We start from the raw sequence: 13,318 nt of genomic DNA, 5'->3' as shown, positions 1-13,318 counted from the left end.
ACGAAAAAGCCCCGCTTAAGCGAGGCCGAGGGGATGGGCGGTGACGTGCAGCATGGAAAAGAAAACGCCCCGGCAATGCGGGGCGTCAGGACGCGGTGCTGGTCATTCCGTCCGGCTTTAACGGCCGTTTATCACTGGCTGGAAAGTCTGGCGAAAGAGGCCAGGCCCGCAGTTCATTGCGGTAGGTGCGCCAGGCGAGTTCGGTGTTCAGCGCAGCCGGATCAGCATCCAGATGCTTGTCGATCTCTCGGCCAGCCCAGTGCAGTTCATTTTCGATCCACGATCGTTCTCGACGGTTTTGCATTGCCAGATCGAGCGCGGCATCGAGCACCCAATCGAGACCGTCCCAGAGATGGGCCGCACTCGGTCGCGGCAACGCCGTCAGTTCGGCCGGTAACTCGCCCGGCATCGAGTGCGTCACCTCGGCACCATCAGTGGTGCGGAAAACCACACCACGATAGTCAGGCACCACGCCCCATGCATTCTGTTGCCTGACGACCACCTGCTGCTCCGGGGCTTCAGGCGGCGCCTCCAGCGTTGCGCCAGCCGGTAGACCGCAGCCGCGACTCACATAGATGTCGTGCTGTCCGAGGAATTCACCGGTGGTTTCACTGAAGGTGTAAACGTCAATCCAGCCACTCTCATCAAAAAAACCATTCACTAAAGTAGTCATCAATACATCCTGCAGATGTAGTTGTAAGCGACGTTGCGCATCCGGGTTTCTGGACTCACGCGGACGACGGCTGAAGGATTGAAAGTTACCGACATGTTGCCCGTTGTACTGACTCGTGGTGCAGCGGGTATATCACTCGTCATGTAACCAGTAGCCGTAAATACGCCGGTCGCGGTATTCACCAGCAACATTGAATCGTCATCTTGCAGCCTGAGTTCACCCGTCATGTTTTGTAGCGCGTCGAGTTGAAGGCTCAACACAGGGCGCCCATAGTCGGGATCGATTCCGCGCCCGCCATCCAGACCACGAATCGACTCGGCGCGCATGTCTGGCAGGAAGCCGCTGGGATACACGGCGGCCAACGCCGGGAAGGCCGTCACGTCGAACGGCTGCCCCCCCATCAAAACGCATTTGTCGGGTGGCGTAGCGGTTGGCCATGGAAACGGCACGCCGACAGGGACGGCAAATATGGAAGCAGGATCAAAATTGCTTTCGGTCCAGATCTTCCCGAAGTCGGATGCATCAACCTGTAACCCCACGTCGCTCGAGGCGGGTCGATAACCAATGTAGACCTTGTTCGACTCTTGACCCGCACCACCGCCTTGCTGCACGGGAGTGAAACCCAACGCAGGTTGGTACGCACCAGGGTCAAAGTTACTCGTGTTCCAACCCGTTACCCACGCACTGAATACATATCCCTCTGGGGTCTGAACTGCGCCTCGGGTATAGGTTGTACCGGAGTTATAGCTGGTGATTTGTTGCCAGAGGGTGTCTTGACTGACTGCAACCAGCATGGGGGAAAATTGACCGCCGGCAGGCATGTTCAGGCTGGTGTTCACCCGGTAAATGCCCACGGTGGTGATTGTGTTCAGATCAGTGCCGTCGGGAAGGACAATCCCCCCGTGACCGATGCCATAAGCACCCGTGAGCAATACATGACCTGGGGTGTCATCTTGGGGAGAGGTTTGTTTAACCAGATTGGTTGAGTCCCAGGTGCTTTCCCATTCGCCCCAAACACCGGCCGTCAAGGCCCGGCGGTGTAGGGTGTGGTCGGCATTCCCATAAATCTCCTGGAAGGCGTATTGACCTGGTGTAATCGCCGAGACGCGAACCCAGCCCTCATAGATCCCACCTCCTGGCCCTCCTATGCCATTGCTGATGAAATAGAGGGCCGTCTCCGCGTTCAAGCCACCGATGTCAACATCACTGACCGCATAGGCGGGCCCGCCCCAGCCGAACGCTCCGACCTTCATCAGCGCATCAACTGTTGCGTCGTGCAGATCGACCTGCACAGCAGCGGTCGCGGCGGTGCCCAGCCCGAGGTTATTCCGAGCCTCGACTACATCCGCAACATCGCCCAGGTTTTCGCTGACTGCCATGGCATCGGTGATGCCGTAGCCGGCCAAGGTGGTCGGGTTGGTGCCAGCGATCACACGCCCAAGGGCATCGACGGTGACACTGCGAAACGTGCCCACACCGACCCCGCTACCGCCCGCGATCATTTCAAACTGCAAACCGGTGCTGTCGAGGGTGATCGGCGCGTCGGTGACCAGTTGCCAGAGGCTGTCGCCGTTGGTCGTGCCCTGCTCGACGTGGATAAACAACCCCGGGGTCACTTCCAGGCTGTTATCGGCATCGGCGGCCCGCGTCCAGCCTTCGGCACTGACGACATAGAGGCCATTCTCTTGGGGCAGCGCCTGCGCGGTCACCAGCACGCGATCACCGACGACCACGGCCACGTCATCGATGGTCTGTAGATTGCTCAGGGCAATGGTGGCGGTCGCCACCACCCGCGCTGACTGTTTGTGATCCAACTTGGCCAGCGCTTCGCTGATCGCGAGGTCCACGTATTCGCGGGTGGCCAGCACCACCGCCGGATCGATCTTCAGCACGATGTTCGCCGAGCTGCTGACGATGAAGTTCATCCGCACGACCTGGGTCTTGCCACTGCCTTGGTCCAGCAACGGTTTGTAGCTCGGTGCGCAGTTGGCCACCGCCACCAGGTCGCCGTCGACATCGTACAGGCCGATCTCGCGAATCCACTCACCGCCCACTTCGGGCGGAATGATCTGCTCGGTGATCACCGTGTTGGGGTTGGCCGGATCGACGCGGATCTGGTTGATCGGCGCCCGGCGCCATTCGTTGATCAACTGGGTCTGCAGGCGATCGGGAATCGGGTCGGTGCCGTTGGCATCGCCCAAGCCCATCTCGGTGAACATCCAGTCCAGGCCCATGGCGATGGCATTGGCGTGTTTGGCTTCGCCGACTGCCGTGAGAATGGCAAAAAACTGACTGGTCTTATCAATCATAGGGATAAACGTCCAAAGTATCGGTTTCATCGACGCAGAGCGCCGGGCCAAAAGTGCCGGTCACGTCGATGTCTTGCGGGGCCGGGGGGTACACGTCGATCTCTTCGCCCTCTTGCACGCACACGGCAATGCCCAGCACCCCCTCGGTCTGCAGACTGAGCGCCAGGTTGGTCATGTGCCGGCTGACCGGGCGGGCGTCGTCGATCAACCACGCCAGTTCCTCGTACAGTTCCTCGGTGATGCCGGCGTCATTCAGGCCGACCTCCAGAGCGAAGGTGCCGGGCACGCCTTCCGGCACGGTGTCGAACCATTCCACGACATCGATCAGGTAGCCCAAGGGCTCGACCACCCGACGCAGCGCACCGATGGTGCCTTTGCGCGCATGCACGTCGTACGCCGAACGGATCGCCGTGCGCTTGGCCTCCTGCGTCCAGTTGTTGTTCCAGCGGTCCACCGACCAGGCCGACGCCAGATACGGCAACAGGTGTTCGGGGCAGGTGTCGGCGTTGTACAAACTGCGCAGCGGAATCAGCGTGTTTTCGTAGTTGGCCGCTTCCACGGCCAGCTCCAGCGGCGTGCTGTTGAGGGGTAACTGACTGCTCATGTCAGACTGGCTCCCAGCACCACGTTGTAGCCCGTGCAGTACGCTGCCTCGGCCTTGCTTGGTCTGATGTCGGCCCAGTCCAGCAGCTCGACCCGGGCGATACCGGGAACGTGCAGCTGCGCATCGACGCCTGAACGCGCCACTTCCAGCCCCAGCCGGCGACGCGGGTTGATCCACTCGCTCAGACGTTTCTGGCTTTCGGCCAGATAGGCTTCGTTTTCCGGCCCCGGTGCCTGCGGGTACAGCACCGCTTCAATGTGGTAATCGATGACCACGGCGCTCTGCACCGTGAGGCGGTCGGCTACCGGCCGCACGTCCTCGTCATTGAGGTGCAGCCGGACCTCTTCCAGCAATTCCGGCGAGGCGGCGCCGCTGCCTTCGAGGCTGAGCACGGTGACCACCACCACGGCCGGTGACGGACTTTCCGCCGTGGCATCGGCCACCAGGCCCGAGGCATTGCGCGCATGCAGGATGTAGCTGTTACGCGGCCCCGCCGTGGTCAGCCCCTCATACGACAGCTGCACCCGTTCGCGCAGGGCATCGTCCTCTTCGAGCACCTGCGGCGTCGGCGGCACCGTGCTCGGATCTCCGGCCTGAATCACCAGGCGTTGCAGGTTGACGTTGGCCGCCAGGTGATCGAGGTCGGCCCGTTCGGCGTGGGCCAACAGCAAGGCCTTGCCCGCGTCGTTGACCCGCGCCCGGTTCTGCAAGGCGCCATACGCGGCCTGCTCGATCAGCTTGAGTACCGGATCACTCTCCAGCTCTGCGCTCCAGTTGTCGCCCATGCTCAGGCGGAAGGCTTCCAGCTTCTCCTGGTAGACCACTTCAAAGTCGAGGTCTTCCAGCACTTGCGGCGGCGGCAGGGCCGCCAGTTCCATGGTCATGCGGACACCTCCAAAGTCACGTCGCTGCCCAGGTACTGCCCGGTCAGTTCAAAGGTGATACGCCCGTCGAGGATGGCCACGGCGCGCACCCGGCCGAGTTTCAGGCGAGGCTCCCAACGCCCGAGCGTGCTGGCCACTTCCGCCTGCACGGCACTTTTCCAGCCGTCATTGACCGGCAGGTCGACAAAGCGCCGCAGCTTGCTGCCGTACTCCGGGCGCATGCGTCGGCTGCCCAAGGGCGTCGACAAGATGTCCTCGATGGACTGGCGCAGGTGATCGAGGCCGGAAATCAGCTGGCCGGTGCGGCGATCCAGTCCGATCATCCCGATCATTGGATCAACCCTCGACCGCGACAAAATCCTTGCGACCCTGCAAATACTCGATCGCCACCATGTCATCCGAGGCCACCGCAACCTGTCCTTTTTCCACTTTCAAGGTGCGCCCGGCCTCCAACAGGATCAGCACCCGCGAGGTGTAAAGGGTGTCGCGAAAGATGCTCAACGTGGCCGGCGCGGGCGCATCCGTGGTGACCGGAACCGCCTTGGTTTTACTCGTCATGCTTTTTCTCCAGACATGAAAAAGCCCGCGCGCGGCGGGCTAAAGGTGAATGTTCACTCAATGCGAGTGATTGCTGCTGTTGCCCCCCGCGTCCATGATCGTGCCGGCACCGCTGATGTCGCCGGATACACTCAGCACGCCGTCGATGCTCACCTCACCCGCCAAGGTGATCTGGCTGGCCGTCACCCGGACTTGAGCCGGCGTCACTTCAAACTGCGAGCCACCGACCGTGATAGTCGCGCTGCTGCCGTCGGGTAACGCGATGCTGTAGCTGCCGGCTTCCCAGTCGTAGACCAGTGAGCCGCCATCGTCGAAGTGCCAGGCCTCGACGTGATCGCGGTTGTCCGGCGGCGTTCCGGCGTTGCCATACAGCCCCGGGATAAACGTGCCCATGGCCGGATCGCCGCTCGGGCTGAACAGCGCGCCCTGCTCATTCAGACTTGGCGCGCGCCAATGGCGGGCCTTGCCCGCTGCCAGGCTATGCCAGCGCACCCAGGCACTCACCCAGGTACCGGCCTTGACCCGCACCCGGCCGGCCATCAGATCGATGCCGACTACCACACAGGGCATCAGCATGGCGGCGATCATCCGGTCGTGTTCAGCGCTGGCGTATCCCATGCCAGATCCTCCGGCTGAAAGTAGTGATCTTCATTGCCGGTACCGGTGCAGCCATCGACGTTCAGGTACAGGGAACCGGGCGGTTCGACTGGCCATAACCATTCGGTTTCGCCGATCTGGAACACCTGCTTCCACTCAACGATCCACACCACAAATTGCGCCAGCTCCGGCATCGAGTCATCCGGGAATGCACGGACGTCCTGCACCTCTTCTACAAAATCCAGATCCCAATACTGCCCGCGCAGGATTTTGCTGATTTCGGCGGCCAGGATCGCAGCCTGCAAGGCCGCTTTACTGATCGTGGAATCAACCATGATGCACACCTGAAAGCGGCCGCTCAGGGAGGTTTTGCCGCTGCCGTTGTCGGGTGCTTCACCGATTTCCGTCAGGGCAAACAACACCGCCGGCAGACCGACTTCAGCATCCAGTTCAGGGAACGCCTCGACGCTCACCACCGACGGTAAGCCGGCGCGGAACGTCGCCTCGATCGCATTGTGTAAGGTCGTCAGCTCATCCATTGTTCAAACTCAGTATGAAAGTGACCATGCCAGCGCCGTCCGGCTCGCGCTTGCTGACCTTGTAACGACCACCACCCTGCTCCACCGGTAGATCGACGGTAAGAAAGGTATCTTTCTCGATGCCCATTGCCTCCACCACACGAGCCGTGAAGGTCGGCGCCAGAACGTTATCCGTCACGATGGCATTGCCCAGGCGCACGCTCTTCGATTTGCCGCCGACATCCGCACCGACAAAGGGCGAGAGGAACGCACCGAACAGCGGCAGGCCGTCCGGCTTGATGGCGCGATCGCCGAGGCGATCGACCAACACTGCATCCATTCGGGCCGTGACGTCACGAAAGCGGCCCAGCGTGGTCACTGGATCAACAACGCTTCGGCAATACCGCCGACCGGAGCGCTCATCAGCTTGCCGAATGGCACCAAATCACCGGTGGCCGTGAGCGGATCAACCAGCACGCCGGCTTGCAGGGCCACCTTTTGCCCCTGCAGCAGCGCCGCATCAGCGGGCAAGCGCCAGACACCACCGATATGACCGACCAACACGTCACCCTCGACGCCACTGGCAATCGGGATCACCACCAGATCGACCAATACCAGCGGCACACCCGCTGTTGCCCCACCAACCGGGGCAGCGAAGGTCACCGTTTGGCCAGCACCCGAATAATTCTTGGACATACACATTTCTCCTGTGCAGAAACAACAAACCCCGCACGCGGCGGGGTGTATAGGGATATCAACAGCTGTCAGCGGGCTTTAGTTGTTGCCGCACCGATCGACTTGTTCAGGCCGCGATAGTCCAGCGCCGCGACCCCGGCGTCGATTCGAACCTTGCTCGTCACGCCGTCAATGGTGAAGCCCTGTTGCTGCTCCATGTATGGCTGCTCAACGCCGTCCAGGTAGGCGACTTCGATGGTGTCGGCGCCTTGGCGAGCTGCCTGATACCAGGTGGTCGCGGAATCATCGTCAAGGCGTGGCTCGGCGATCACCGTGGCGAAATTGCGAATCGGATTGTCGATGCCGGCATTGGTATCGACGCCGGGCACCGAGGCCGAGCGAATCAATTGATTGGTCTTGTCCTCCAGTGCCACCGGCACCAGGACAAACGCCGGGCGAATGTTCAGGGTGCGGGGCTTGCCGCCCTCGACCTGAGTTTTCTGCAAAGCCATGGCGGTCTTGGCCTTGCTCAGCGCTTCGATCGACATGTTCGCGCCGGTACCGGTGAACAGGTTGTTGCGTTCGGCATCGAACAGCTCTTTGCCGTCGCTCATTACCGGCGAATGGATCAGCGTGTCATAGACCAGATCGCCGATGGTGCCGCGCGCGGCCAAGCCCATGTTGTAAGGCACGGTGCTCAGTTGGTCGAGGTCGTCGTTGATGATCGCCTGACGGGTGATGCTGAACATTTCACCGTAGGTGGCCAAGCGGATTTTTTCGCCACGGTCATTGGTGGTGATGTATTTGTATTCCGCTCCTGGGCGAACTTCACGCAGACTCGGGAACGCACCCATGCCGACCCGCGATGCCACCTTGAAGTCACTCAAGCGGCCTTTTTTGGTCCACAGGTGATAGGTTTCCGGCGCCTCGTCCCAACCGAGCAGCACCGACTTGGCGGCGCTATCCACCAGAATGTTGCCGAAGTCGCTGGAATCATGGGTAAACGCCAGACCGACCATGGCCATCGGATCAAGGGTCGCCACCAGGATGCCGCGATCATGCAGCGAGGCGCGGGCCAGCTCGCGCAGGCTCATGTGGTTATAGGCGTTGTCTTTCTGGTTTTCCGCCTGCCCCAAACGACCCGCCAGCGAGGCACGCACCGAATCGCCGACCAGGTTGCCGTTGCTGATGTGGCCATGGTGGTGAGGTCCACCCGTTGGGGTGGTGGTCGAGCCCAGCGCAACCAGCAGTTTTTCTCGCGCCATCTCGGTCGTACAGCTCAGGTCATTGAGGCAGTTGTTGAGCAGCTCGGTGTGGCTGGTGACCAGCGAGCCACAGAACGCGGCGTTGATCGCCTTACGGCGAGCACCATCCGCCGCCATGACCTGGGCGCGCATCTGATCCAAAGTCAGCGCAACCGGCGCCGATTCGACAGCTGGTGCAGGCGTTGGAGTCGGAGCTGGGGTTGGAGCCGGTGCTGGGGTTGGAGCGGAAGCGCGCGGATTGAACAGATTTTGTGCCGAGGTAGGCATGTTGGTGAACTCCTGCATGCGTTTTGAAGTGAGTTGAGCGGCCGCCTTGAACGGATCGAGCACCTTGTCAGCGAAACCGGCCGCCACCGCTTCGTTGCCATCCATCCAGGTTTCCGCCTTGAGCAGCGCCTGAATGTCCTCGATCGCCTTGCCAGACTTGCGCGTATACGCCTGAATCAGCGTGCTCTCGACCTTGTCGAGTAGGTCGGCGTACTCGCGCATGGCATCGGCATCACCTACCTGACCACCCCACGGCTTGTGAATCATCATCATGGCGTTAGCCGGCATGTTGATTTCATCGCCAGCCATGGCAATCACGCTGGCCATCGAAGCGGCGAGACCGTCGATGTACACCACCACCCGCGCCGAATGCCCACGCAGTAGGTTGTACATGGTGGTCCCTTCAAACACGTCGCCACCCGGCGAGTGGATGTGCAAGTTGATCTGAGACACGTCGCCGATGGCGGCCAGATCACGGGCGAACTGTTTGGCGGTAATCCCCCAGGCGCCGATCTCGTCATACAGCATCACTTCGACCACCCCGCGCTGCTGCGCAGCACGGAGCGAGTACCAGCTTTCGCCGGGCTTATTCGTCGGGGTTATCGAGGCCCTCGGCCTCATCATTGGCAGGCTTAGCTTTGTTTTGCTGTTCATTGTTTTGCGTTTTTCCATAGGTCTCGTGATAGAAGTCCGAGCTGAAGACCAGTCCCTGTTCCCGGTTGGTTTTGATTTCCGAAGCCCGGGAACGCTTGAGCTCCTGCGGATTGCGCTGCCGCGCCCGCGCCACTTCCGATTCATCGGAAAAGCCGGCCTCGACCAGAATTTTCCAAGCATTGGCCTCGTGGATTGGGTTGATCCAAGGCATCACCGGTCCTTGGTAAATCGCGCCAAACACGGTGTCCGGATCGACGTCGACCGGCACCTGGATTACCCCACTGGCAATCGCCATGTGCAGCCATTCGCGATAGACCGGGCGACTCCAGTAGTCGATAAATTCGTGTTGCAACAGGTCATAGCCCGCTTGCCCCTCGACCAGCTCCTGGCGCTGTGCGGAATAGGTCCCGTCATAACTGCGCGCTACGCTGGAGTAAGTGCCCCGGGTACCGGCGGCCACAGCCTTGAGCTGGCCGTTGCGGAAGCCTTCGAGAAAAGGGTTGGGTCGATTGCTTTCGATCATGCCGACGTCTTCGCCGGGCAGCAGGCCGTCAAACACCATGCCCGGGCCGATGGGAATGCTGCGAGCAGCGGCAGCCTGACCATTCACCGCCGATGGTGTGGTGTAGTCGTCCGGTGTGCCTTTTTTGATGTACATGGCCAGTGCCGCGCTGATACGTGCGGCAACCCGTTCGCTTTCCTCGTAATCCTTGATGTCTGCCAAGCGAATCAGCACGGCATGCAGCAGAGGTTGGCCGCGGTTTTGACCGATGCGCTTCCGGTGCGCGATGTGAATCATCTGTTCGACCGGCACGCGCTTGGTGGTCAAAGTCAGCTGAAAGCCGGCGGCATGCCCGGGGTGATGCTTGACCAGGTGATAGGCCCGGACCCGCCGCCACTGATTGCGCTCGATCCCCTGCACAATGCCCTTGGCTTCATCGTTGTATTCCCACGGAAGGTAATCCGGTTCCAGCAACTCCAAAGCGAAGGGCACCACGCTCAAATGCTCATAGCTGGGCACACGCCCTTTGAGCTTCTGCGCCAAGGCTTCGCCATCGCGCAGCCAAGTTCGGCACACCTGCCGCTCCATCTGCGGTCGGGACAGCTCGCCGGACGTTTCCGGGCGCAACGACCACTCGGCCCAGCGGGCCTTGATCTGCGCCGCAAACTCCAGATGCACTTCCCCGGCGTAACTCAAGGGAAACGGCTCGACCGCGATGCCCATGCCGCCCACCACTCGCTCTTCCAGACGATCGAACAAGCCAGTGACGATGTCGTGGTCTTCGTCCAACTTGCGGCACTGCTCGCGCAAAGAGCGCGCCGAACGCTGCAGCGAGCGGTCCGCGCTGGCCGATTGTTTTTTGGCTTGGTGGGTTCGGGTCGCCTGCGCCGCTTCAAAGGCCATGATCGTGCTACGGGCGCGCAGACGGTCAGCCACCAGCCCGGGAAACACCGGGGCCAGCACGCGATCCAGCAGGTTCATCGGAATGTCGCCAAGGCGTACGGCGGCTGCCCCGCCGCTGCTGCCTGTTGTGCTCGCAACCGGCGCTCCCATTCCAGCCGGCCGGCGCGGATTTCTTCCAGATCATCCATGATCAGTTTGCGACCATTGAAGAGGATTTCTTTGCCCTGCAGGATGGCCAGTTCGGCCTCCAGATAACGGTCCACCATGTCTTGAGCGGTTATAGCCATGCGCCTTGCCCCGTATTAAGCCAGCCACCCGACTCGGCGGGCTGGTCGGATGATTGTTCAGGCTCTACCTCAGGCACCGACACCGTGGCCGGTGTCAGAGCGGCAACGGTGGCCCGTTTGCTTTCCTGCTCGTGACTCATCGGCACAGCCCAGGTGCCTGACGGCAACTGCTGTGCGAGCAGGTCGAGATTCATGCCAAAGCGCTGCTGCGTTATGCGTAACGCCGCCAAGGCGTACACCAGGCAATCGAGCGCTTCGTTTCGTCGCCCGCCGGCGTCCCAGCGCTGGACGCGCTGGTGTTTGACGATCACCCACTTGCGGCGCTCGGCAGTCAGTTGCCGCAACTCGTCTTCGCCGCAAATCATCTCGTTGGCCGGCAGATGGATACAGCCAGGCACAGGCGAACCCGAACCGTCCGGCTGCATCTTGAGGCGGCCATAGATCAGCTCTTTGGCATTGTCGGTACCCACTTCGACCAGATACGCACGTCCGCCTTTGACCTTGGTTTTCTTACGCGGCCAGGTCGCAATCGGCTTGCCGTAGGTCGAGGCACCGAACACAGGGATCACCCACTGGGTGCCGTGCTTGATGCATTCCTCACGCACTTCATCGCAATAGTGACCACCTTGGTCCCAACACCAACGCTCGACGCCCATCACCGTGCCATCCGCCCGGGTGAAGGTATTGTGGATCTCGATGCCGACTTTGGCCCGTAGCTCGATGCTGCCTGGGTCACCTTGCAGCACGAACTTATGGACCAGCCACGCTTCCTCACCTGCGCCAAACGCCCAGACCCGACCTTCATAGCGGTCATCCTGGGTATCAATACCGCCGAACAGGGCAACCGATTTAGGAGGCACTTGCGGGTATATCTCCCGGCGCGCGTGCAACTGCTGCCATTCCAACTGTTCACCTTGGTCCTCTTCCCACGCTTCGCCCAAGGTGGTGTTGACGAAGGTTTTGAGCTTGCCCCGATCCTTCTTGATCTTGAGCCATTCCGTGACGACTTCAGCCCAGGTCACAAACTCCGAATACACCGTCCAGATATGGAAAGTCACCGAGCGCGGCGACGGCATTGAAGTGTCCACCTCGGTGAACCAGTCCATGCCGTCACGCGTCCAGATACCAGTCCGCTCGCAGATGTAACGACCGTTCACCGATGCCGCGACCATTTCGTGGTATTCGAAGGTACAGCCATGGCCGGACTCGCACAGATACCAGGCCTTGATCACCTGCCCCAGCTCATCCACGGCCCACTTGATACCGAACGGCGTAGCCGGGTCGCCCCACTTCAGGTACTGCTCGGTCCCACAGCACGGGCACTTGATGTTGAAACGTAGAAAGTGCGGGGAATCATTGGCCGCCCGCGTGATCTGGCAACCTTCCCCCGAGGTTTCCTCATTGTCGTCAGCGACAACCACTGTCGTCGGGGTCGATCCGCGTATGGACTTTTTGAACGTGGCACCTTCCAGGCGCTTGTCACCAAGAATGGTCGGAGCCCCCTCACCCTCGATGTCCGCATTGAACTTCGACAGCTCGTCATAGATCACTTCATCCGGGCTTTTCTCCCGGTAGTTTTTTGCCGCCGTACCACCCAGGCACCACAGCATCTTGGCGTTATCGAAGCGCTTTTCATCCAGCGTGTTATCGCGATGCTTCACCCCATACCAAGGCGCCAAAGCGCGCACCACAGGACTGTCACGAATCATCGTTTCGATGTGCCGCTTCATCATCCCGTCAGCGTCACCATCGGTTGGGCACCAGACGATGACGTTGCGTTTCTTGTGCTGGACCTTGTAGCCCATGTTGGCTACCAGCATTTTGGTGTAGCCAACCCGCGCCGATTTCAACACGTTCACTTCACGGATCAGGTCGTTGCCCATCGCGTTGAGAATCGCGACCTGAAAAGGCGCCGTCGTCCAATCGCCCTCTTGATAGGACGACTCAGACGACAGATAGAAATGCTCATCAGCCCACTCAACCGCCGTGCGCGGCGGCTCTTTGTAAAGCCCGGCGAGTCCCTTGCGGACACCCTCAACCAGCGCCCTCATCCAAGGTGTCGACAAACTCATCAAGCAACTCCGGCAAAAGATCAGCCAAGCCGACCGCATCATTACGCGTCACGGCGACTTCGCGCTGGATCGCCTCAAGGTGGCGCACCTCGATGTCGGGGCACTTGCGTTTAACTTTCAAATGCACGGTGTCGAGGGTTGACCCGAGCTTTGCGCTCAGGCGCGACAATGCGAACAAGCAAAAATCAACCGGTACCAGCTTCTTGGCCTTCACCTTGTTGCGCATTTCCTGAGCGTCCGCCTGCTCAGTTGTCAGCCGCAATTTTTGCTGCGCCTGTTTGTATTCAATGAGCGGATCAATCGGATCACCGTTGTCGTCGACAGGTTGGTCTTTTGTCACCTGATGCTTGAGCCGGTTATCCAGTACCGACCGGACGTCGTAGAAGACGTCGCGGCCGATCTTCGCAACAGGCTGCACGCCCCATTTATCAAAGGCCTGAGTCGTGATGCCGAGGCTCGTAGCCATACGCGACTTGTTCAGCCAATGAGGCTCGCGGGAGATGGTCGGATTGGCCATGGACTAAACAACAACCTCGATTCAAAAATGGGT

15 protein-coding genes are annotated in these 13,318 nt (G+C 60.6%); all 15 read right to left on the bottom strand.

Translation table 11 applies throughout. The features are described from left to right. Window positions 1–85: 85 nt before the first annotated feature. A complete protein-coding gene (locus KSS91_RS12555) occupies window positions 86–673 on the bottom strand; it encodes a hypothetical protein (protein ID WP_217838158.1) in 588 nt (195 codons plus the stop codon). After that, on the bottom strand, window positions 673–2,982 hold the full coding sequence (locus KSS91_RS12550) for a phage tail protein (protein WP_217838157.1): 2,310 nt from the start codon (window positions 2,980–2,982) through the stop codon (window positions 673–675). The genes KSS91_RS12555 and KSS91_RS12550 overlap by 1 nt, the downstream gene beginning before the upstream one ends. Continuing rightward, window positions 2,975–3,586, bottom strand: a complete 612-nt coding sequence (locus tag KSS91_RS12545; protein ID WP_008020742.1) for a phage tail protein I — start codon at window positions 3,584–3,586, stop codon at window positions 2,975–2,977. Before KSS91_RS12545 ends, KSS91_RS12550 begins: the two co-directional genes overlap by 8 nt. Continuing rightward, a complete protein-coding gene (locus tag KSS91_RS12540; RefSeq protein WP_217838156.1) occupies window positions 3,583–4,470 on the bottom strand; it encodes a baseplate assembly protein in 888 nt (295 codons plus the stop codon). The genes KSS91_RS12545 and KSS91_RS12540 overlap by 4 nt, the downstream gene beginning before the upstream one ends. Then, the gene (locus KSS91_RS12535; protein WP_043302559.1) at window positions 4,467–4,793 is read right to left on the bottom strand and encodes a GPW/gp25 family protein; all 327 of its coding nucleotides are present in this window, start codon (window positions 4,791–4,793) and stop codon (window positions 4,467–4,469) included. Before KSS91_RS12535 ends, KSS91_RS12540 begins: the two co-directional genes overlap by 4 nt. A 13-nt stretch (window positions 4,794–4,806) precedes the next feature. Then, window positions 4,807–5,028, bottom strand: a complete 222-nt coding sequence (locus KSS91_RS12530) for a hypothetical protein (RefSeq protein WP_217838155.1) — start codon at window positions 5,026–5,028, stop codon at window positions 4,807–4,809. A 57-nt stretch (window positions 5,029–5,085) separates the two neighbouring features. Next, window positions 5,086–5,646, bottom strand: coding sequence for a phage baseplate assembly protein V (locus KSS91_RS12525; RefSeq protein ID WP_217838154.1), 561 nt, complete (start codon window positions 5,644–5,646; stop codon window positions 5,086–5,088). Then, window positions 5,613–6,164, bottom strand: coding sequence for a hypothetical protein (locus tag KSS91_RS12520; RefSeq protein ID WP_217838153.1), 552 nt, complete (start codon window positions 6,162–6,164; stop codon window positions 5,613–5,615). Before KSS91_RS12520 ends, KSS91_RS12525 begins: the two co-directional genes overlap by 34 nt. Next, window positions 6,157–6,483, bottom strand: a complete 327-nt coding sequence (locus tag KSS91_RS12515; protein WP_225923747.1) for a hypothetical protein — start codon at window positions 6,481–6,483, stop codon at window positions 6,157–6,159. The genes KSS91_RS12520 and KSS91_RS12515 overlap by 8 nt, the downstream gene beginning before the upstream one ends. A gap of 35 nt (window positions 6,484–6,518) precedes the next feature. Further along, window positions 6,519–6,839 carry a hypothetical protein gene (locus tag KSS91_RS12510; RefSeq protein WP_217838151.1) on the bottom strand — a complete coding sequence of 107 codons (321 nt, stop codon included), beginning with the start codon at window positions 6,837–6,839 and terminating at the stop codon, window positions 6,519–6,521. Window positions 6,840–6,907: 68 nt separating this feature from the next. Beyond that, window positions 6,908–8,974: a ClpP-like prohead protease/major capsid protein fusion protein gene (locus KSS91_RS12505; RefSeq protein WP_437179751.1), complete on the bottom strand. Its 2,067-nt coding sequence runs from the start codon at window positions 8,972–8,974 to the stop codon at window positions 6,908–6,910. After that, a complete protein-coding gene (locus KSS91_RS12500; RefSeq protein WP_217838149.1) occupies window positions 8,937–10,487 on the bottom strand; it encodes a phage portal protein in 1,551 nt (516 codons plus the stop codon). The genes KSS91_RS12505 and KSS91_RS12500 overlap by 38 nt, the downstream gene beginning before the upstream one ends. After that, entirely contained in the window at window positions 10,484–10,696 is a 213-nt protein-coding gene (locus KSS91_RS12495; RefSeq protein ID WP_116583236.1) for a DUF6148 family protein, read from the bottom strand. The genes KSS91_RS12500 and KSS91_RS12495 overlap by 4 nt, the downstream gene beginning before the upstream one ends. Next, the gene (locus KSS91_RS12490; protein ID WP_217838148.1) at window positions 10,687–12,768 is read right to left on the bottom strand and encodes a phage terminase large subunit family protein; all 2,082 of its coding nucleotides are present in this window, start codon (window positions 12,766–12,768) and stop codon (window positions 10,687–10,689) included. Before KSS91_RS12490 ends, KSS91_RS12495 begins: the two co-directional genes overlap by 10 nt. Further along, on the bottom strand, window positions 12,731–13,285 hold the full coding sequence (locus KSS91_RS12485; RefSeq protein WP_008015854.1) for a terminase small subunit: 555 nt from the start codon (window positions 13,283–13,285) through the stop codon (window positions 12,731–12,733). The genes KSS91_RS12490 and KSS91_RS12485 overlap by 38 nt, the downstream gene beginning before the upstream one ends. Between the last annotated feature and the right edge of the window lie 33 nt (window positions 13,286–13,318).

The organism is Pseudomonas azerbaijanorientalis (genome assembly GCF_019139795.1).
Classification (GTDB): Bacteria; Pseudomonadota; Gammaproteobacteria; order Pseudomonadales; family Pseudomonadaceae; genus Aquipseudomonas; species Aquipseudomonas laurylsulfatiphila.
Note: the sequence above shows the minus strand (reverse complement) of the source record. Positions and strands in the feature narration are given on the sequence as shown.